This is a genomic window from Acidovorax sp. Root217, assembly GCF_001428645.1.
Classification (GTDB): Bacteria; Pseudomonadota; Gammaproteobacteria; order Burkholderiales; family Burkholderiaceae_C; genus Acidovorax.
The window spans coordinates 23,795-44,053 of record NZ_LMIH01000011.1 but is presented as its reverse complement, the minus strand read 5'-3'; the positions used below and the strand labels follow the sequence as shown (position 1 = coordinate 44,053).

Annotated in this window: 16 protein-coding genes; 13 read left to right on the top strand and 3 right to left on the bottom strand. The window is 68.7% G+C overall.

Features of this window, described 5'->3' with window-relative positions:
- The first annotated feature begins 47 nt into the window (after nt 1-47).
- Nucleotides 48-1,391: a glycerate kinase gene (locus tag ASE31_RS09550; RefSeq protein ID WP_057201518.1), complete on the top strand. Its 1,344-nt coding sequence runs from the start codon at nt 48-50 to the stop codon at nt 1,389-1,391.
- Nucleotide 1,392: 1 nt separating this feature from the next.
- Here the strand turns inward: ASE31_RS09550 and ASE31_RS09545 are convergent, their stop codons facing one another.
- Nucleotides 1,393-2,430: a porin gene (locus tag ASE31_RS09545; protein WP_057201423.1), complete on the bottom strand. Its 1,038-nt coding sequence runs from the start codon at nt 2,428-2,430 to the stop codon at nt 1,393-1,395.
- 245 nt (nt 2,431-2,675) lie between these two features.
- Between ASE31_RS09545 and ASE31_RS09540 the strand changes: the two genes are divergently transcribed.
- Nucleotides 2,676-3,299, top strand: coding sequence for a Crp/Fnr family transcriptional regulator (locus ASE31_RS09540; protein WP_057201517.1), 624 nt, complete (start codon nt 2,676-2,678; stop codon nt 3,297-3,299).
- 324 nt (nt 3,300-3,623) lie between these two features.
- Nucleotides 3,624-5,726 carry a diguanylate cyclase domain-containing protein gene (locus ASE31_RS09535; protein WP_057201422.1) on the top strand — a complete coding sequence of 701 codons (2,103 nt, stop codon included), beginning with the start codon at nt 3,624-3,626 and terminating at the stop codon, nt 5,724-5,726.
- A 6-nt stretch (nt 5,727-5,732) separates the two neighbouring features.
- Here the strand turns inward: ASE31_RS09535 and xdhB are convergent, their stop codons facing one another.
- Both xdhB and xdhA read right to left on the bottom strand, forming a co-directional pair.
- Complete coding sequence (gene xdhB / locus ASE31_RS09530; protein ID WP_057201421.1) at nt 5,733-8,159, bottom strand: xanthine dehydrogenase molybdopterin binding subunit; 2,427 nt, start codon at nt 8,157-8,159, stop codon at nt 5,733-5,735.
- Nucleotides 8,156-9,652 (bottom strand): xanthine dehydrogenase small subunit, encoded by a 1,497-nt coding sequence (gene xdhA / locus ASE31_RS09525; protein ID WP_369819452.1) that lies wholly within the window; start codon nt 9,650-9,652, stop codon nt 8,156-8,158. Before xdhA ends, xdhB begins: the two co-directional genes overlap by 4 nt.
- A 255-nt stretch (nt 9,653-9,907) precedes the next feature.
- Between xdhA and ASE31_RS09520 the strand changes: the two genes are divergently transcribed.
- From ASE31_RS09520 to ASE31_RS09475, 10 genes are all read left to right on the top strand, one after another.
- Complete coding sequence (locus tag ASE31_RS09520) at nt 9,908-10,579, top strand: GntR family transcriptional regulator (RefSeq protein WP_057201419.1); 672 nt, start codon at nt 9,908-9,910, stop codon at nt 10,577-10,579.
- Nucleotides 10,580-10,669: 90 nt separating this feature from the next.
- Nucleotides 10,670-11,305 carry a flavin reductase family protein gene (locus tag ASE31_RS09515; protein ID WP_057201418.1) on the top strand — a complete coding sequence of 212 codons (636 nt, stop codon included), beginning with the start codon at nt 10,670-10,672 and terminating at the stop codon, nt 11,303-11,305.
- 5 nt (nt 11,306-11,310) lie between these two features.
- Complete coding sequence (locus ASE31_RS09510) at nt 11,311-11,781, top strand: nucleoside deaminase (protein WP_057201417.1); 471 nt, start codon at nt 11,311-11,313, stop codon at nt 11,779-11,781.
- Nucleotides 11,782-11,964: 183 nt separating this feature from the next.
- Nucleotides 11,965-12,897, top strand: a complete 933-nt coding sequence (locus tag ASE31_RS09505; protein WP_082604104.1) for a LysR family transcriptional regulator — start codon at nt 11,965-11,967, stop codon at nt 12,895-12,897.
- 80 nt (nt 12,898-12,977) lie between these two features.
- Nucleotides 12,978-14,567, top strand: coding sequence for an ABC transporter ATP-binding protein (locus ASE31_RS09500; protein ID WP_057201415.1), 1,590 nt, complete (start codon nt 12,978-12,980; stop codon nt 14,565-14,567).
- Nucleotides 14,560-15,633, top strand: a complete 1,074-nt coding sequence (locus ASE31_RS09495; protein ID WP_057201414.1) for an ABC transporter permease — start codon at nt 14,560-14,562, stop codon at nt 15,631-15,633. The genes ASE31_RS09500 and ASE31_RS09495 overlap by 8 nt, the downstream gene beginning before the upstream one ends.
- Before the next feature lie 51 nt (nt 15,634-15,684).
- Nucleotides 15,685-16,605 (top strand): ABC transporter permease, encoded by a 921-nt coding sequence (locus ASE31_RS09490; RefSeq protein WP_057201413.1) that lies wholly within the window; start codon nt 15,685-15,687, stop codon nt 16,603-16,605.
- 183 nt (nt 16,606-16,788) lie between these two features.
- Nucleotides 16,789-17,958: a BMP family ABC transporter substrate-binding protein gene (locus tag ASE31_RS09485; protein WP_057201412.1), complete on the top strand. Its 1,170-nt coding sequence runs from the start codon at nt 16,789-16,791 to the stop codon at nt 17,956-17,958.
- Between the two features lie 134 nt (nt 17,959-18,092).
- On the top strand, nt 18,093-19,070 hold the full coding sequence (locus ASE31_RS09480) for an aromatic ring-hydroxylating dioxygenase subunit alpha (RefSeq protein WP_057201411.1): 978 nt from the start codon (nt 18,093-18,095) through the stop codon (nt 19,068-19,070).
- Nucleotides 19,070-20,122 (top strand): adenosine deaminase, encoded by a 1,053-nt coding sequence (locus ASE31_RS09475; RefSeq protein ID WP_057201410.1) that lies wholly within the window; start codon nt 19,070-19,072, stop codon nt 20,120-20,122. Before ASE31_RS09480 ends, ASE31_RS09475 begins: the two co-directional genes overlap by 1 nt.
- The last annotated feature ends 137 nt before the right edge of the window (nt 20,123-20,259 follow it).

Sequence of the window (20,259 nt, the reverse complement as noted above, 5' to 3'; positions counted from 1 at the left end):
GCTCCGGGTTTACACCTGTGCCCCCAAGCCCACGCACAATGTGCACCATGCCCGACATCTCTCTTCCCCAACCCGGTCTGTTGCCTGATTTCCACACCGATCCGCGCGGCTTTCTGCGGGGCCTGTTCGACGTTGCCGTGCGCAGCGCCCAGCCCCTGCACGGCATGCGCGCCTGGCTGCCAGCGCCCCCGCGCGGGCGCACCCTGGTGCTGGGGGGCGGCAAGGCCGGTGGCGCCATGGCCCAGGCGCTCGAAGCCCTGTGGCCCGAGAATGCGCCGCTGTCGGGCCTGGTGGTCACCCGCTACGGGCATGTGCCGCCGCGGCCCGAAGGCCTGGTGCAGCGCATCGAGGTGGTCGAGGCCGCGCACCCCGTGCCCGACGCCGCCGGCGAGGCCGCTGCCCAGCGCCTGCTGGATCTGACCGAGGGCCTGACCGCCGACGACCTGGTGCTGTGCCTGATCTCGGGCGGGGGCTCCTCGCTGCTCACCCTGCCGGGCGAGGGCCTCACGCTCGATGACAAGCAGCGCATCAACCGCGCGCTGCTGGAGAGCGGGGCCGACATCGCCGAGATGAACTGCGTGCGCAAGCACCTCTCGCGCATCAAGGGCGGGCGGCTGGCGGCGGCCTGCGCGCCAGCGCGCGTGGTCACGCTGACCATCAGCGACGTGCCGGGCGACGACCCTTCGGTCATCGCCAGCGGCCCCACCGTGCCCGATGCCACCACCTGCGCCGATGCGCTGGCCATCCTGGTGCGCTACGGCATCGAGGTGCCGCACCAGACCCTGCAGGCCCTGCGCGACGGTGCGCTGGAAACCCCCAAGCCCGGCGACGCCGTGTTCGAAGGCCATGCCGTGCACCTGGTGGCCACGCCCTGGCAGGCGCTGGAGGCCGCAGCTGCGGCGGCGCGCGCGGCGGGCGTGGATGCCGTCATCCTCTCGGACGAGATCGAAGGCGAGTCGCGCGACGTGGGCAAGGTGCATGCGGCCATGGCGCGCTCGGTGGCGCGCCGGGGCCAGCCGTTCACGAAGCCCTGCGTCATCCTCTCGGGTGGCGAAACCACGGTCACGGTGCGCCCGCGCGCGCCCGATGCCCCGCGCGGGCGTGGCGGTCGCGCCGGGGAGTTCTGCCTGGGGCTGGCCAAGGCGCTGCAGGGCGAGCCATCGGTCTGGGCCCTGGCGGCCGACACCGACGGCATCGACGGCGTGGAGAACAACGCGGGCGCCTTCGTGGTGCCCGACACCCTGCACCGCGCCCACGCGGCGGGCGCCGACATCGAAGACGCCCTGCAGCGCAACGACGCCTGGGGCTACTTCGCGGCCCTGGGCGACCTGCTGGTCACCGGGCCCACGCACACCAATGTGAACGACTTCCGGGCGATCCTGGTGCTATAGCTCAAAACCTGTGGCGCACGCCCAGGCCAAAGCTGTTGCCGGTGGTGCGCGCCGTGATGCGGTCGTTCATCAGCATCGCGTAGAGGTCGGTGCGCTTGGACAGGAAGTGGTCGTAGCCCAGCGTGAAGGTCTTGCGCGACACATCGGTGGCCGTCATCTCGGTTTGGGCCCACGAGGCCAGCACCTTGCCAGTGCTGAACACCGGTACGGCCACGCCCAACTGCAGGGTCTTGGCCTTGTTGGTGGTGTTGTCGGCTTTGGCCTGGCCGTAGCTGGCGAAGGCCTTGACCACGGTGAAGTCGTAGGCGCCACCCAGCATCCAGTCGGCCTTGGTGGTGCCCAGGTAGGTGTTGGGCACGGCGGGGTTGCTGACCTGGTCGCGCTCATAGAAGCCGGTCAGCGTGAGCGGGCCGTTGAAGTACAGCGCGTTCAGGCCAATGTTCTTCTTGCCGTTGTCATTGGCGACCTCACCCACCTGGTAGTGCGCGTTCACGGTGAGCCCGCCCATGCTCGGCGTGCTGTAGATGATTTCGTTGGACCAGCCCGTGTCCGAGGGCGTGGTGGCCGTCCAGCCGGTGCCGTTGAACAGCGGCACGTTCATGTGCAGGATCAGCGGCGCGAAGGTGAACGAATCGCCCATCGGGTTCGACAGGATCGAGGGCAGGAAGTTGGGCGCCAGGCCCCGGCCCACGGTCACCGTGCCGAAGCCGCCCGACAGGCCCACGTTGGCATCGCGCGAGAAGAAGGTGTCGTTCACGAAGCGGCCCTGCACTCCGCTGTCCACCTTGATGAACGAGGTCAGTGCGAAGTTGGCCTTGAGGCCGCCGCCGAGGTCTTCGGTGCCCTTGACTCCGAACCACGAGGTGGTCATGCCACCGCTGTTGAGCACCGTGGCGCGGCCGGCATCACCCGCGTTGCGCAGGGAGCCGACGAACACGTCGGTCAGGCCCATGAGTTGCACTGAGCTCTGGGCGTGGGTGGCAGCAGTGGCGCACAGCAGGGCGCCACCGAGCGAGAGGGCAATCAGGTTTGTTTTCATTGTGTACTCCTGGGGTGAGGGGGCACCGGGTAGGCGGTGCTTCGGATGCAGTCCTGCCATGGGTGCACCTTGGTGCACAGGCGGGAGCAGCGGCGGGGACTTCGCAAGTTCCATGCCCCTGATGAACAAGTGCTTACAGAAAACGGACAGACCCCTGGCGGGCAGGGACCAGGCATGCGGCATGCATGGCGCCGGTTTGATCTTGCTCAATGTGCCCGCTGCCCCGGCGCGGCACAGTTCGGGCCATGCTGCCCTCTTCGCTTCTTTCCCTGCCTGCACAGTTCCAGGTCGCTGCGGCCGGTGACGTGCTGCGGCACCGCCACCAGACGCTGGACACCGCAGTGCACCTGGAGCGCGGGCGTGTACTGCTCGGGGTGTGCGAGCGCGGCCAGATGCGCCACCAACTGGGTGTGGTGGAGGCGCCGTTCTGGCTTGACGCCGCCTCGGCGCTGCTGGGTGAGCCCTGTGCGGTGGACATGGTGGCGCAGACCCAGGTGCAGCTGCGCCATCTGCCGGTGGACGTGTTTCGCAGCCACTGCGAGGCGCTGCCCCCGGCAGCGCAGGCTCTGTTGCGCGACATGGCCACGGGCTACCTGCAGCAGTCGGGCCTGGCGGTGAGCCGCCTCGCGCAGGACGCCCAGGCGCGCTGCGCGCAGTGGCTGCTGCAGAACGCCGAGCCGGACACGGGCGGCGCCATGAGCGTCACCCTGCACCAGCGCAAGCGGCTCATTGCCGCGCAACTGGGCATCGCCCCCGAGACCTTCTCGCGCGTGATGCGCCACCTGCGCGAGCACGGCCTGGTGGCCGGCACCGGCAACGTGCTCAGGCTGCCCCAGCCGATGGCGCTGCAGTCGGTTGCAGGCGGCTGAGCCAGGACCGCTAACCCCCTGCTGGCGGCGCAGTCCATGAAACTGGCGCGCCGCAAAACCAGTGCTCCCGTGCAAGGGCCGCCCCGCCGCACCGGGAGCGTCCCCCTCCCGACTCGCGCAGCGAGTCGAGAGAGGGGTGAAGGCGCGAAGCGACTCAGGGGGTGTTTTCTCTCAGGGTTTTTCCTTGGGGGCATGTGAGGGTTCCACCCAAGCCCCTACGGGCGGGTGCTGCGTATATTCGTTGGAAGCCCTGTTGTTTCCCACAGTTCCCATGCCCGCCTCCCTCATCGTCCGCACCTGCAGCACTCCCCACCGGGACAGCGCATGACGCCACCCGCGAACCCCGTCGCTGCCGCGCAAGAGCCTGCCTTGAGCCTGCCGGGCTCCCTGGTGCTGCGGCTGATGGCGGTGGCTGCGCTGGTGGTGGTGCTGGCGAGCGCGGCGTCGGTGTGGCTGGTCTCGCGTGCCGCAGGCCAGGAGGCCATGCGCCGCGTGGTCGGCCAGCAGACCGACGAGGTGGAGGTGGTGGCGCGGCTGTTGGCCAGCAAGATCGAGCAGAGCCAGAAGGTGCTGCGCACGGTGGCACAGGGCATCACGCCGGCCATGCTCGAATCGCCGTCGTCGCTGGACTGGCTGCTGCAGCAGGGCCTGCCTGCGGTGGGGTTCTTCGACGCCCTGCAGGTGGCCCGCAAGGATGGCGAGCTCCGACTCAACATCCGCGCGGGCCAGTTGATCAAGGCGGCCGACCTGGACCCGGCGGAGCGCGATGCCCTGCGCCGCACGCTGATCGATGGCAAACCCCAGGTGTCGGAGCTGATTGCCGGGCGCACCAGCAATGCGCGCATCCTGTTCACGCTGCCGTTGCACAGCGAGGAGGGCGCCGTGTTGGGCGTGGTCGCGGGGGCGCTCAGGCTGCAGTCGCAGGGCCTGCTGCCGCAGTCCATGGCGCTGCCGGCGCGCGATGACTCGCGCCTGGTGGTCTTCACCCGCGACGGCACCATCCTCTCGCACACCGACCCCGCGCGCATCATGGGCCAGGTGCGCGACGAGCCCGGCCTGGCCCCGGTGTTCGCCGAGTGGCTGCGCCGCGCGCAGCCCGTGGTCGGGCGCGGGGTCACCGAGGTGCAGCCCGACCACATCGTGAGCGTGGCCGGCATGCCGCTGCCGCAGTGGTTCGTGGCCCGGGTCAGCAATTCGCAGGCGCTGCTGGCGCCGTTGCAGGGTGCCCAGCGCGATGCCTGGTGGCTGGCCGCCGCAGTGATTGCCCTGGGCGTGCTGCTGCTGGCCACGGCCATGGCCTGGATGGCCCAGCCCCTGGCCCAGCTGTGCCGGGGCGCGCAGCAGCTGCTGCGCCACGATGCCCGGGGCGCCATCGAGTGGCCCGGTGGCCGGGGCGAGGTGGGCGCGCTGGTGCGGGTGTTCGACGGGCTGGCGCAGCAAAGGCGCCAGCAGGACCACCTGCACGCGCTGCTGCACGGGCAGTTCCAGGCCATCCTGCAGAACGCCTCGGTGGGCATTGTCATCACGCGCCATGGCGTGCTGGAAGTGGTGGGGCGGCAGGCCTGCCTGACGCTGGGCTACGCCGAGGGTGAACTGCAGGGCCGGCCGGCACGCACGCTGTACGGCTCTGACGCCGACTATGCCCGCCTGGGCGAGCGCGTGCAGTCGGCCTTCGCGGCGCATGGCACCTTCGATGGGGACGTGTGCTTCGTGCGCAAGGACGGCAGCCCCGTCTGGGCGCGGGTGCAGGGCCGCAAGGTGAATTCGGAGGCCCTGGGCGGAGGCACGGTGTGGATGCTGGAGGACATCACCGCCGCGCGCGAGGCCCAGTACCAGCAGGCCTGGGAGCTCACGCACGATGCCCTGACCCAGTTGCACAACCGCTCGGCCTTCGACCACCGACTGGCCCTGCTGCTGGCCGAGCGCTCGGCACGCTCGCGAGCCACCGGTGCGGCGGGCACGGCGGTGGACGATGCACCCGACGACGGGGTGATGCTGTTCCTGGACCTTGACCATTTCACGCTGGTCAACGACGTGGCGGGCCACGATGCGGGCGACGACGTGCTGCGCCACGTGGCCCGGCTCATCGAGACCCAGGTGCGCCAGGTGGGCTGGTCTGCGCGCCTGGGCGGCGACGAGTTCGCCGTGGTGCTGCCCGGCTGCCCGCTGGCGCGCGGCCAGGCCGTGGCCGAACAGCTGCGCGCCACGGTGCAGGCCTGGGAGCCGTCATACCAGGGGCGCAGCTTCACACTGGGTGTGAGCATCGGCCTGGTGGTGCTCGACGCCCACCTGCACGACGTGGCCTCGGTGCTGAATGCAGCCGACATGGCCTGCTACGACGCCAAGCGCGCCGGACGCAACCGGGTCGAAACCCGGCATGCGCGCGACATGACCTCATCGGGCCGGATGGCCCTGGGACCGTATTGATGTCCCTCAGCCGCTGAGCTTTCCGAGCGCCCGCAGCACGTTCTCGGCCGTGGCGGGCGCCGTGAGCTGCACCGGCGCGCGGTCGTCCTCGCCGCCGCTGCGCGTAGCCGCCACGGCATTGCGCAGCGCCTCGTAGACGCTGATGGCCAGCATGAAGGGCGGCTCGCCTACGGCCTTGCTGCCACCCACGTTGTCCTCGCGGTTGGCCTCGGGCCAGAGGTTCACGCGGAAATGCGCGGGGATGTCGCCCGTGGCCGGGATCTTGTAGGTGCTGGGGGCGTGCGTCGCCAGGTAGCCCTTGTCGTTCCACACCAGCTGCTCGGTGGTGAGCCAGCCCATTCCCTGCACAAAGCCGCCCTCGATCTGCCCGATGTCGATGGCCGGGTTGATGCTGTGGCCCACGTCGTGCAATATGTCCACGGCGATCACGCGGCTCTCGCCGGTCAGCGTGTCGATCACCACCTCGGTGCAGGCCGCGCCATACGAGAAGTAGTAGAACGGCCGGCCCGTGAGCGTGGTCTTGTCGTAGTGGATCTTGGGCGTGCGGTAGAAACCGTCGCTCCACAGCTGGATGCGGTTGGCATACGCCTCCTTGACCACGTCGTCGAAGGCGCGCACCTTCTTGGGCGAGATCACCTGCCCGCCCGCGAACTGGATGGCGCCCGCGCCGCAGCCATCGAGCCCGCAGACATAGGCCGCCAGGTTGTCGCGCACATGGCGCGCGGCGAACTGGGCCGCGCGGCCGTTCAGGTCGGTGCCGCTCGATGCGGCGGTGGCGCTGGCGTTGGGCACCTTGCTGGTGTCGCTGGCCGTGACCAGCACGCGGTGCAGCGGCACGCCCAGCTCGTCGGCCACGATCTGCGCCACCTTGGTGTGCAGGCCCTGGCCCATTTCGGTGCCTCCATGGTTCACCTGCACGCTGCCATCGGTGTACACGTGCACCAGCGCGCCGGCCTGGTTGAACAAGGTGGCCGTGAAGCTGATGCCGAACTTGACCGGCGTGATCGCCAGGCCGCGCTTGAGCACGGGGTTGGCCGCGTTCCAGGAGGTGATGGCGGTCTGGCGCTCGCGGTAGTTCGCGTCGCGCTCCAGCTGGGGCATGAGCTCATGCAGGATGTTGTCCTCCACGGTCATCTGGTAGTGGGTCACGTTGCGGCCCTCGGCCGCATCGCGGCCGTAGAGGTTGCGCAGGCGCACGTCCTGCGCGTCCAGACCCAGGGCGCGCGCGATGTCGCCCAGGATGGCCTCGATCACGATCACGCCCTGCGGGCCGCCGAAGCCGCGGAAGGCGGTGTGGCTCTGGGTGTTGGTCTTGCAGCGGTAGGAGGCGATCTCCACGTCGCTCAGGTAGTAGGCATTGTCGCTGTGGAACACGGCGCGGTCGGCCACCGGGCCCGACAGGTCGGCCGAGAAGCCGCAGTTGGCCGCCATGTGCAGGTTCAGCCCCGTGATGCGGCCCGTGCCGTCAAAGCCCACGTCGTAGCGGTAGGCGAACGGGTGGCGCTTGCCGGTGACCATGAAGTCCTCGTCCCGGTCCAGGCGCAGCTTGATCGGGCGGCCCAGCTTGTGCGCGGCCACGGCGGCCCACACGGCCAGGTGCCCGGCCTGCGTCTCCTTGCCGCCAAAGCCCCCGCCCATGCGCCGGCACTCCACGCGCACCGCGTGGTTGTCGATGCCCAGGGCATGCGCCACCCAGTGCTGCACCTCGCCCGGGTGCTGGGTGCTCGAATAGACCCACCACTGCTTTTGCTCCAGCGGCATGGCGTAGGCGATCTGGCCTTCGAGGTAGAAGTGCTCCTGCCCACCGACGTCGAAGGTGCCTTGCAGGCGGTGTTCTGAGCCGGCCAGGCCTGCTGCCGCATCGCCCCGGCGCACGAACACCGGCGGCAGCACATAGCTTTCTGCCGCCAGCGCGTCCTGCACTGTGAGCACGGCCGGCAGCGGGGTGATGTCGAGCTTCACGGCGCGCACGGCGCGGCGCGCCTGCATCACCGTGTCGGCCACCACCAGGCCGATGACCTGGCCGATGTGTTGCACCGTGTCCATGGCAAACACCGGCTCGTCGTGCGCAAAGGCGGCCAGTATCTTGTCGCCCGGCACGTCGGCCGACAGCACCACGCCGCGCACGCCGGGCAGGGCCAGGGCGGCGCTGGTGTCCACGCCGTTCAGGCGCCCGTGGGCCACGGTGGAGAGAATGGGCGAGGCGTAGAGCGTGCCCTTGATCTCGGGCAGGTCGTCGATGTAGTGGGCCGCACCCGCCACCTGGGCGCGGGCGCTTTCATGGATGTGCGAATGGCCCATGGCCCGCAGCGTGGCGGGGGGCGTGGGTGCCAGGGGCGCAGCCACGGGCTGGTCAGCGTGTGCGTCGGCGGCTGCCACCACGGGGTCGTCCACAGCGTCGCGGCTCACGGGAGAGGGGTCACGCTGGTTCATACGCTGGCCTCCAGTCGGAAGTTTTCCACGCTCACCGCGTCCTGGCCCTGGCTTTCGAGCCAGAAGCGCTGCAGCAGGCTGGCCAGCACGGTGCGCCGGTAGGCGCCGCTGGCACGCATGTCGGAGATGGGGCTGAACTCGGCCTGCAGGGCATCGGCCGCCTTCTGCACCGTCTCGGCCGACCAGGGCTGGCCGGTGAGGGCGGCTTCGGTCTGCTGCGCGCGCGCCGGGGTGGCTGCCACGCCGCCCGCACCGATGCTGGCGCGGCGCACCACGCCGGCCTCGATGTCGAGGTTGATGACCAGGCAGACCGCCGAGATGTCATCGTCGAAGCGCTTCGATATCTTGTACGCGCGCAGCGCCTCGGTCACACCCGGCCGCGGCACCACGATGCGCACCAGCAGCTCATCGGCCACCATGACGTTCTGCCGGTAGCCGGTGTACAGGTCTTCCAACGCCAGCATGCGCTCGCCGCGCGTGCTGGCCAGCACGATCTGCGCACGCAGCGCGATCAGCAGCGGCATGGAGTCGCCGATGGGCGAGCCGTTGGCCACGTTGCCGCCCAGCGTGCCCGAGTTGCGCACCGGCAGGCCTGCGAAGCGTGTGGCAAAGGTATGCAGCTGCGGCCACTGGCGCGTGAGGGCGGCAAAGGCATCGGTCAGCGATACCGCTGCGCCGATGGTGATGCGTTGCGTGTCTTCATCGAGTTGCAGCAGCTCGGCAGTGCGCGTCACGTCCAGGATCTGCGCGTACTGCTTGTGCATCTTGGTGACCCACAGGCCTACGTCGGTGCAGCCGGCCACCACCTGGGCACCGGGGTGCGCGGCGCGTGCGGCCAGCAGGGCGGGCAGGGTGGTGGGGGCCAGGTAAGCCGTGCCGTCGGCCGCTGGTGCCTGCAACTGGGCCAGTTGTCGCAACACCTGCGCCTCATCGACGGCCACGGGGGGCAGGGAGGCCATCTGCTGGGCCGCGTCGAGGATGGGGCGGTAGCCCGTGCAGCGGCACAGGTTGCCCGAGAGTTCTTCCTGCGCCAGCTCGCGCGTGATCGGCTGGCCGTGGCAGACATGGTTCTGGTACATGCCGAACAGGCTCATCACGAAGCCCGGCGTGCAAAAGCCGCACTGCGAGCCGTGGCACTGCACCATGGCCTCTTGCGCTGGGTGCAGGGTGATGGCTTTCTCGGCCGACGGGGCCGGGCCGGCGGGGCGGATCAGCGGGTCCTCGGCCAGGTCTTCCACCGTCCACAGCGCCATGCCGTCCACCGAATGGGCCAGGCGGATGCAGCTGTTCACGGCGCTGTAGTGCAGCTTGCCATGTCGTTCTTCGCCCAGCACCACGGTGCAGGCGCCGCAGTCGCCTTCGCCGCAGCCTTCCTTGGTGCCGGTGCAGCCCAGGTCCTCGCGCAGCACCTCCAGCAAGGTGCGGTCGGGTGGTACGTCGTGCAGCGCCGCGGGCTGGCCGCGGCGGATGAAGCGAAGAGGTCGGTGGGTCATCGTCATGCGTGGGTGCTCAAAAACGGGCAAATCGGTCAGAAGCAGAGCGTATGCGCGCCTGCCAGGGACCGCATATGCCAGAGCGTATAACGAGGATGCCTGCCGCGCTATGACTGCGCGCCCATCGGGGGCAAAAAAAGGCGGCTACCGCCACACCCCGTGGGCACCGGCCGGCTGCCGTGGCACAGTGGCTGCTGGCTACACTGCTGCGCCTCCCCCCGCATCACTGCACACCACCGCGCACCCTTTCTGCCCATGCCCGCTGCAACGCCTCCCCGCCCACCTGCCGCAACCCTTGACCAGCCGGTGTACGAGGCCGTGCTCGACGCCGTCATGCACGGCCGGCTGCGCCCTGGCGAGCGCCTGGGCGAGCCTGCACTGTGCGAGCGCTTCGGCGTGAGCCGCACGGTGGTGCGCCAGGCCCTGCACCGGTTGGCCGAACTGCGCATCCTGGACATCGTGCCCAACAAGGGGGCGACGGTGGCCCGCCCCGGCCCGAAGGAGACGCGCGACATCTTTGCCGCGCGCCGCGTGGTCGAGGCCGGCATCGTGCGCATGGTGGCCGCGCGCATCACGCACGGCGAGGTGCAGCGCCTCAAGCAGCGCATGCGCGCCGAGCACGAGGCCCTGCACCAGCAGGACCATGCGCGCTGGGTGGCGCTGGCGGGGGGCTTTCACCTGGCGCTGGCGGAGCTGTCGGGCAATGCCGAGCTGCAGCGCATCCTGACCGAACTCATGACGCGCTGCTCGCTGATCGTGGCGCTGTACGAGGCGCCCGGCGAATCCAGCTGCGAGCACGAGGAGCACGAGCAGCTCGTCGAGCACCTGGCCCTGCGCGATGGCGCTGCCGCCGCCGATGCCATGGACCGCCACCTGTTGGCGCTGGAGGCGCGCCTGTCCCTGCCGGAAGAGCTGCCGCAGGGCTGATTGCGAAAATCGTATACGATCTGTGCGATGCCGCCATGAATCAACGGCATGGTTTAAAATTTCGTATACGATTTATTCAATCGCGGCGCCATGGACATCGACTTCTCGCAGATAGACGCCTACCAGCGCTACAAGCTCATGGCCAGCCTGATCGTGCCGCGCCCCATCGCGCTGATCACCACGCTGGGCGAAGACGGCACGGTGAATGCTGCCCCGTTCAGCATGTTCAACATGCTGGGCGAGGACCCCCCGGTGGTCATGGTCAGCATCAACCGCCTGAAGGACGGCCTGCTCAAGGACACGGCGGCCAACATCCTGCGCACCGGCGAGTTCGTGGTGCACATCACCGACGAGGCCATGGCTGCGCAGATGCACGCCTGCGGCGACAGCCTGCCGCCGCACCAGAGCGAACTGGTGCACGCCGGCCTCACACCCGTGCCCTCGCGCAGCGTGGCGCCGCCGCGCATCGCCGAGGCACCAGTGGCCTTCGAGTGCGTGCTGCACGAAACGCTGGAGACCGCCAGCCGCTACGTCTTCATCGGCCGCGTGCAGTGGCTGGGCGTGCGCGAAGGCCTGGTGGACACCGAGCGCTGGCGCGTGCGCCTGCAGGACTTCCATCCCGTGGGGCGCTTTGGCGCGAGCTTCTACGTGAAGACCGGCGAGCGCTTCGCCATCGGCGCGGACACGCCAGCGCAGGCGCGCAGCACCGCCATCGACGAGATCTGAGCGCCATGGATGCATCCGCCTTCAGCGCGCAGGACCACGCCGCCATGCGGCTGGCCATCGAGGCTTCGCGCGCTGCGCTTGCGGCGGGCGACAACCCCTTCGGCGCCACGCTGGCGTCGGCCGAGGGCGCGGTGCTGTTCACTGCCCGCAACAACCAGAACACCACGCGCGACTGCACCGGCCATGCCGAAATGGTGCTGGTGCGCGAGGCCTCTGCGGCGCTCGGCCCCGATGTCCTGCGCGGTGCGACCGTGTTCGCGAGCGGCGAGCCCTGTGCGATGTGCGCCGGTGCCATGTTCTGGGCCGGTATTGCGCGCGTGGTCTATGCGGCCAGCCAGGACGACATCGCCCAGGCCTTGGGTGGGCCGCAACTGGCAACGCCTTGTGCTCAATTGCTGGCACAGGCGCGTCCTCCAGTCGCGGTGGAGCACGGCCTGCTGCGCGAAGAAGCTGCGGCCGCATTGCGCGGGGCCTGACCCGGGCCTCTCGCGGCCGCACAGGGATTTCCAGGGGCACGATGCAGGGGCTGTGCGGTGTACAGTGCGCCGACACTTTTTGCCCACCCCACAACGCCTCCACTCCCCACACCGCGCAGCGCAGCGCATCCAACGCGCGCAGCGGCATACGTGATGGCGTATGACAAGAATGCAGGCCCCTGTATGCGAGACCACGCCCTTTTCGACAAGATAGACCTCCATCTCATAAGGGTCTTGCACACCGTGTTGACTGAACGCAGCGTATCGAGGGCCGCCGTCCGCCTGGGCATGCACCAGCCGGCGGTGTCGGCCGCGCTCAAGCGGCTGCGCGACCTGGCGGGCGATCCGCTGCTGGTGCGGTCGGGCGCCAGCATGATGCCTACCGACGCGGCGCTGCGCATGGTGGAGCCTGCGGGCGCCATCCTGCGCTCGGCCGAGGCGCTGTTCTCCGATGCCCGCGGCTTCGATCCGCGCACCGCCACCCGCACCTTCCGCGTTGCCGCCAGCGACTACCTGGACCCGCTGTTCCTGCCCCAGCTCGTGGCGCGCATCAAGGTCGAGGCGCCGATGTGCCCCATCGAGATCCTGCCGCTCTCGGGCGACACGCACTACCACGCCCACCTGGCGCAGGGCGACGTGGACGTGGTCATCGGCAACTGGCCCCAGCCCCCGGACGACCTGCACATGGGCCGCCTGTTCGGCGACGAGGTGGTGTGCCTGGTCAGCCGCGACCACCCTGCGGTGCGCCGCGGCTGGGACGCCGAGAGCTGGCTGGCCGCCGAACACATCGCCCCCACGCCCACCCACCCCGGCGCACGCGGCGTGATCGACGTGCACCTCGATGGCCTGGGCCTGGCGCGCAACATCACGGCGCGCTGCGCGCACTTCAGCGCCATACCGCCCATCGTGGCATCGAGCTTGCTTGTGCTGACCACCGGGCGCCAGTACTGCGAGCGCTATGTGGACCACCTGCCGCTGGCCATTTTGCCGGCCCCCGTGGAGTTTCCACGCCTCATGTACTACCAGCTATGGCATGCCCGCACGCACCATTCCGCAGCCGCCGTGTGGCTGCGCGACTGCGTGAAGGCGGTGGCTGCATCGCTACGAAAAGAATAGCTTTAAGGTCATGCTGAACAAGCGATGGCAGGCAGTTTTATCCCTATAACGACCCACCAAACTGAGAGACAATCCACCGCATGAGTTCACCACCTCTTTCCAATGCCCCGGGCTTGGCGCCCCGGCTGCAGCTCACGGGCATCACCAAGCGCTATCCCGCCGTGGTGGCCAACAGCGGTGTCTCCCTCACGGTGCAGCCGGGAGAGATCCACGCGGTGCTGGGCGAAAACGGCGCGGGCAAGTCCACGCTGATGAAGATCATCTACGGCTCGGTCAAACCCGACGAAGGCAGCGTGCACTTCAACGGCCAGGCCGTGCAGGTGCGCAACCCGCAGGAGGCGCGGGCCCTGGGCATCGCCATGGTGTTCCAGCACTTCAGCCTGTTCGATACACTGACCGTGGCCGAGAACGTCTGGCTGGGCCTGGACAAGAGCCAGGACCTGGCCGAGGTCACGCAGCGCATCACCGCCAAGGCGGCCGAGTACGGCCTCGACATCGACCCCCTGCGCCCGGTGCACACGCTGAGCGTGGGCGAAATGCAGCGCGTGGAGATCATCCGCGCGCTGCTCACCAACCCCAAGGTGCTGATCCTCGATGAGCCCACCTCGGTGCTCACGCCCCAGGCGGTGGAAAAGCTCTTCGTGGTGCTGCGCAAGCTTGCGGCCGAGGGCTGCAGCATCCTCTACATCAGCCACAAGCTGCACGAGATCCGTGCCCTGTGCACCGCCTGCACCGTGCTGCGCGGCGGCAAGGTCACGGGAGTGTGCAACCCGGCCGAGGAGTCGAATGCCTCGCTCTCGCGCCTGATGATCGGCGCCGAGCCGCCAGCGCTCGAGCACCGCGACGTGCAGACCGGTGCCACTGTGCTCAACGTGCAGGGCCTGTCGCTGCCGCGTGCCGACCAATTCGGCGTGGACTTGGTGGATCTGTCCTTTGAGGTCAAGGCCGGTGAGGTGGTCGGCATCGCCGGGGTCTCGGGCAACGGCCAGAAGGAGTTACTCTACGCGCTGTCGGGTGAAGACCAGCGCGCCGCGCCGGGCAGCATCCAGGTGTCCGGCCAGAACGCCGGCCGCATGGGCCCCAGCCGCCGCCGCGCGCTGGGCCTGCATTTCGTGCCCGAGGAGCGCCTGGGCCGCGGCGCCGTGCCCACCATGGGCCTGGCGCACAACCTGCTGCTCACGCGCACCAATTCGGTGGCGGGCAGCGGCTGGATCAAGGTGGGTGCACTCGAATCGCATGCGCGCGCCATCATCGAGCGCTTCCACGTCAAGGCGGGCGGGCCGCATGCGGCGGCCAAGTCGCTGTCGGGCGGTAACCTGCAGAAATTCATCGTGGGCCGCGAGATCGACGCCAAGCCCCGCCTGCTCATCGTCTCGCAACCCACCTGGGGCGTGGACGTGGGCGCCGCCGCGCAGATCCGCGGCGAAATCCTGGCGCTGCGCGATGCCGGTTGCGCCGTGCTCGTGGTCAGTGAGGAGCTGGACGAATTGTTTGAAATCTGTGACCGCCTGCATGTCGTGGCCAAGGGCCACCTCTCGCCCTCGGTGCCGCGCGCCGAGGCCACCGTGGAGCGCATCGGCGAGTGGATGAGCGGGCTGTGGCATGCCGACGTGCAGGGCCACCTGGCGCAGGCCGCAGTGGCCGCTGGCGGGGAGCACCACCATGCTTAAGCTCGAACCACGCCCCCAGGCCTCGCGGCTGTGGACCTTCGGCTCGCCGCTGCTGGCGCTGGCCTTCACCGTGCTGATCGGCATCATCCTCTTCGCTGCACTGGGCAAGGACCCCGTGCGTGCGCTGCAGATATTCTTCTGGGAGCCGATCAAGACGCCCTACGCCATCGGCGAACTCATGGTCAAGGCCACGCCGCTGCTGCTCATCGCGCTCGGCCTGGCCGTGTGCTTTCGCTCCAACGTCTGGAACATCGGCGCCGAGGGCCAGTTCGTCATCGGCGCCGTGGCGGCCGGCGGCATGGCGCTGCTGGCCGACAAGACCACCGGCCCCTGGATCGTGCCGGCCATTTTGCTGGCCGGCGTGCTGGGCGGCATGGCCTGGGCCGGGCTCACGGCACTGCTGCGCGACAAGTTCAACGCCAGCGAGATCCTGGTCAGCCTGATGCTGGTCTACGTGGCCACGCTGGTGCTGGGCTACCTGGTCTATGGCCCGTGGAAGGACCCGATGGGCTACAACTTCCCGCAGACCAAGACCTTCGAGCGCGTGACGCAGATACCGCGCCTGATGCAGGGCTCGCGCATGTCCATCGGCCTGCTGCTGGCCCTGGCCGGCGCGGCGGCGCTGTGGGTGTTTCTGTTCCGCACCCGCGCCGGTTTTGCCCAGCAGGTGGGCGGGCTGGCGCCGGCGGCTGCGCGCTACGCGGGCTTCTCGTCGCGCCGTGCGCTGTGGGTGGCGCTGCTGATCTCGGGCGGTGCCGCAGGCCTGGCCGGCGCGCTCGAAGTGGCCGGCCCCATCGGCCAGCTCACGCCCTATGTACCGGCGGGCTACGGCTTCGCGGCCATCATCGTCGCCTTCGTCGGGCGGCTGCACCCGGTGGGCATGATCCTCTCGGCGATTTTGATGAGCATGTTCTACATCGGCGGCGAGCTGGCGCAGTCGCGCCTGGGCCTGCCCAAGTCGCTCACCGGCGTGTTCCAGGGCCTGCTGCTGTTCACGCTGCTGGCCTGCGACACGCTGATTGCCTACCGCGTGCGCTGGGTCGGTACGAAAGGGGTGAAGGCATGAACCACCACCACAGCCTCTGCGTGAATCTCTCGGCCAGGAAGGAAGCTTGATATGGAATCCTATGCACTGCTCATAGGCGCCACGCTGAGTGCGGGCACCGTCCTGGCCATCGCGGCGCTGGGCCTGTTGATCAACGAGAAGGCCGGCATCGTCAACCTCGGCGCCGAGGGCATGATGCTGTGCGCCGCCATTGCCGGCTTCGCCACCGTGGTGCACACCGGCAACAGCTGGCTGGGCTTCGCGGCCGGCATGGCCGCCGGTGCCGTGCTGGCCGCCATCTTCGGCGTGCTGGTGATCTGGCTCAATACCAACCAGTACGCCACGGGGCTGGCACTGAGCCTGTTCGGCGTGGGCTTCTCGGCCTTCCTGGGCATCAGCTACGTACAGGCCAAGCTGCCCGAGATGCCCAAGTACGCCATCCCCGGCCTGTCCGAGGTGCCGTTGCTCGGGCCCGCGCTGTTCCAGCAGCACCCGGTGGTCTATCTCACCATGCTGCTGGTGGCAGCCCTCATCTGGTTCCTGTACCGCTCGCGCGCCGGCCTGGTGCTGCGCTCTGTGGGCGAGTCGCCCGAGTCGGCCCATGCGCTGGGCTACCCGGTGCGCCGCATCCGCCTGGCGGCCGTGGTGGCCGGCGGCGCGCTGTGCGGCCTGTCGGGGGCCTACATCTCCACGGTCTACACCCCCCTGTGGGTGGAGGGCATGGTGGCGGGCCGCGGCTGGATCGCGCTGGCGCTGACCACCTTCGCCACCTGGCGGCCCGCCCGCGTGCTGCTCGGGGCCTACCTGTTCGGCGGCGTGACCATGCTGCAGTTTCATCTGCAGGCCACGGGCGTGCAGGTGGCCAGCCAGTTGCTGAGCATGCTGCCCTATGTGGCCACCATCGTGGTGCTGGCCCTGATATCGCGCAACCCGGCGTGGATCCGCATCAACATGCCCGCCTCGCTGGGCAAACCTTTCTACCCGGGTTCGTGAATACGGGCGCATGCCTTCCCGTGGGGCACGTGCTCGGCTTGGATCTTGCATCCTGCCGGGCGCTGGAGCCTTTCGGGCCGCACCTCCCCCAAAAACCTTTGGTTACCGCTCGGTAGATCACCCCATAATCACCGTTTTCGTCCCCAACCTTGCAACCCTCCTTCTTTCTTATAAGGAACCGACATGACTGATCTGCAGAAACGCTCCCTGCTCAAGGTGGCTGCACTCTCCGCTGTAGCCGCTGCCGCACTGGTGGGCTGTGGCAAGAAGGAAGAGCCGGCCGCTGCGGCGCCTGCGCCCGCCCCGGCGCCCGTGGCCTCTGCGCCCGCGCCCAAGCCCGAGCCGCTGAAGATCGCGTTCGCCTATGTCGGCCCCGTCGGTGACGGCGGCTGGTCGTTTGCCCATGACAACGGCCGCAAGGCCATCGAGAAGGAATTCGGCGACAAGGTAGTGACCAGCTTCGTCGAGAGCGTGCCCGAATCGGCCGATGCCGAGCGCGTGCTGCGCGACCTGGCCGGCCAGGGCAACAAGCTGATCTTCGGCACCACCTTCGGCTATATGGAGTCGATCCAGAAGATCGCCCCCGACTTCAAGGACGTGAAGTTCGAGCACGCCACCGGCTACAAGACCGCCGACAACGTGCGCACCTATGACAGCCGCACCTACGAAGGCGCCTACATGGCCGGCGTGATCGCCGGCGCCATGACCAAGACCAACACCCTCGGTGTGGTGGGCTCGGTGCCGATCCCTGAAGTGATCCGCAACATCAACAGCTTCACGCTGGGTGCGCAGTCGGTCAATCCCAAGGTCAAGACCAAGGTGGTGTGGGTGAACGAATGGTTCAGCCCGCCCAAGGAAACCGAAGCCGCCACCTCGCTGATCAACGGCGGCGCCGACGTACTGTTCCAGAACACCGACTCGCCCGCCGTGCTCAAGACGGCCCAGGAAAAGGGCAAGCGCGCCTTCGGCTGGGACAGCGACATGACCGCCTACGGCCCCAAGGCCCACCTGGCATCGGCCGTGATCAACTGGGGCCCGTACTACATCAAGGCCACCAAGGACGCGCTGGAAGGCAAGTGGGCCACGGGCCAGAGCTGGTGGGGCGTGAAGGAAGGCGCGATCGACATCGTCTCCATCGCCGAAGACGTGCCTGCCGACACCAAGGCCAAGGTCGAAGCGGTCAAGAAGGGCCTGGCCGACGGCAGCTTCCAGATCTGGAAGGGCCCCATCGTGGGCCAGGATGGCAAGGAAGTGGTCGCCAAGGACGCCGTCGCCGACGACAAGTTCCTGAGCGGCGTGAACTTCTACGTCAAGGGCGTGGAAGGCAAGATTCCCGGCGGCGACAAGAAGTAAGCAGCCCCGTCACCAGGCCCTGGCGGCCTGGTCCAGGAAAGGGAACGTGCGCGGCACGTTCCCTTTTTCGTTGGGGCCGTACAGAATGTCCAAAAGGGCTGTACGCGGGCCCTCGAACCACAAGAACCATTCCCATGATCGAAACCACCCTCTGGCACCCGGTGGCCCTGTCGCACGCGGTGGAGCAGGCTCCGCTGGCAGTGCAGTTGCTGCAGCACGCCCTCGTGCTCTGGCGCGACGGACAGGGCCAGGTTCAGGCCTTCACGGACCGCTGTCCTCACCGGGGTGCGCGCCTGTCCCTGGGCCGGGTGCATGAGGGCCGCCTGGAGTGCCCCTACCACGGCTGGCAGTTCGCGGCTGGCGGGCAGTGCGTGCACGTGCCGGCGCTGCCGCAGTTCACCCCGCCCGCCACGCACTGCGCCCGGCGCCATGGCGTGGTCGAAGCCAACGGCCTGGTGTGGGTGCAGCTCGAAGCGGGCGATGCCGTGCCGCCCGCCTTCGAGGCCGAGGGCGATGCCCGCCTGCGCAAGCTCAACTGCGGCCCCTACGACGTGGCCACCAGCGCCCCGCGCATCGTCGAGAACTTCCTGGACATGGCGCACTTTGGCTTCGTGCACGACGGCTGGCTGGGCACGCGCGAGGCCACGGCCATCGACGACTACCGCGTCGAGCCCACGCCCACGGGCCTGCGCGCCACGGGCTGCAAGGCCTGGCAGCCGCAGTCCAACCTGCACTCGACGGCGCCAGCCCAGGTGGAGTACACCTACGAGGTCACGGGCCCCTACACCGCAGTGCTGACCAAGGTGCCCGAGGCCGGTACCACCGCAGTGGCCGGCTGGCGCGAGTCCATCGCGCTGTTCGTGTGCCCGCTCACGCCCGAGACCAGCCGCGTGTGGTTCCGCCTGGCCGTGGCCGATTTCGAATCGCCCGACGAGAAGCTGCAGGCCTTCCAGCACACCATTTTTACCCAGGACCAGCCGGTGCTGGAGTCCCAGACACCGCAATGCCTGCCGCTGGACCTGCGTGCCGAGTTGCATACCGCCGCCGACAAGGCATCATCCGCCTACCGCCGCTACCTGCGCGCGAGCGGCATCACCTTTGGAGTTTGCTGATGTTCAAGGTTCCCCCCATCCCCGCCGCGCGCATCCCCGAGCTGCTGCGCGCCATGCCCAAGGCCGAGCTGCACATCCACATCGAGGGCTCGTTGGAGCCCGAGCTGATCTTCGCGCTGGCGCAGCGCAATGGCCTGTCGCTCCCCTACGCCGATGTGGAGGCACTGCGCAGCGCCTATGCCTTCACCAACCTGCAGAGCTTTCTGGACATCTACTACGCGGGCGCCAGCGTGCTGCTGCACGAGCAGGATTTTTACGACATGGCGCGCGCCTACCTGGTGCGTGCCGCGGCCGACAACGTGCTGCACACCGAGTTGTTCTTCGACCCGCAGACCCACACCGAGCGCGGCGTGGCGATGGAGACCGTGATCAACGGCCTGCACCGCGCCTGCGTGGATGCGCGCGCCGATCTTGGCATCAGCGCCACGCTGATCCTGTGCTTCCTGCGCCACCTGAGCGAGGAGTCGGCCTTCGAGACGCTGGAGCAGGCGCAGCCGTTTCTGGACAAGATCGTCGGCGTGGGCCTGGACAGCAGCGAGGTGGGCAACCCGCCCGAGAAATTCGCGCGTGTGTTTGCCCGCTGCCGCGAGCTGGGCCTGCACCTGGTGGCCCACGCCGGCGAGGAGGGGCCACCGGCCTACATCTGGAGTGCGCTCGACGTGCTCAAGGTCGAGCGCATCGACCACGGCGTGCAGGCCGTCCACGACGCCGCGCTGATGCAGCGCCTGGCCCAGGACCGCATCGCGCTCACCGTGTGCCCGCTGTCCAACCAGAAGCTGTGCGTCTTCCCCAACCTGGCCGACCACAACCTGGCGAAGCTGCTCGATGCCGGCCTGGCCGCCACGGTCAATTCGGACGACCCGGCCTACTTCGGCGGCTACATCAACGACAACTTCACCCAGGTGTTCGCTGCCACCGGCATGACGGTGCGCCAGGCCTACCAGCTGGCGTTCAACAGCTTCGAGGCCAGCTTTGCGGGCAACGCCGACAAGCGCGTGTGGGAGCACAAGCTCAAGGAGCGCTTCGAACGCTTCATGGAACACGACTACTGATCCAGGAATGGCAGGAGTATCCAAGGCAGCGCAGGCCGCATTTTTTGTGCACTGTTTGTGTGCAGAACAACAACGCTGCTGTTGGGTCTGGCGCATCAGTTGCACATGGATTTCGGGTAAACCCTAGAATTACAGGT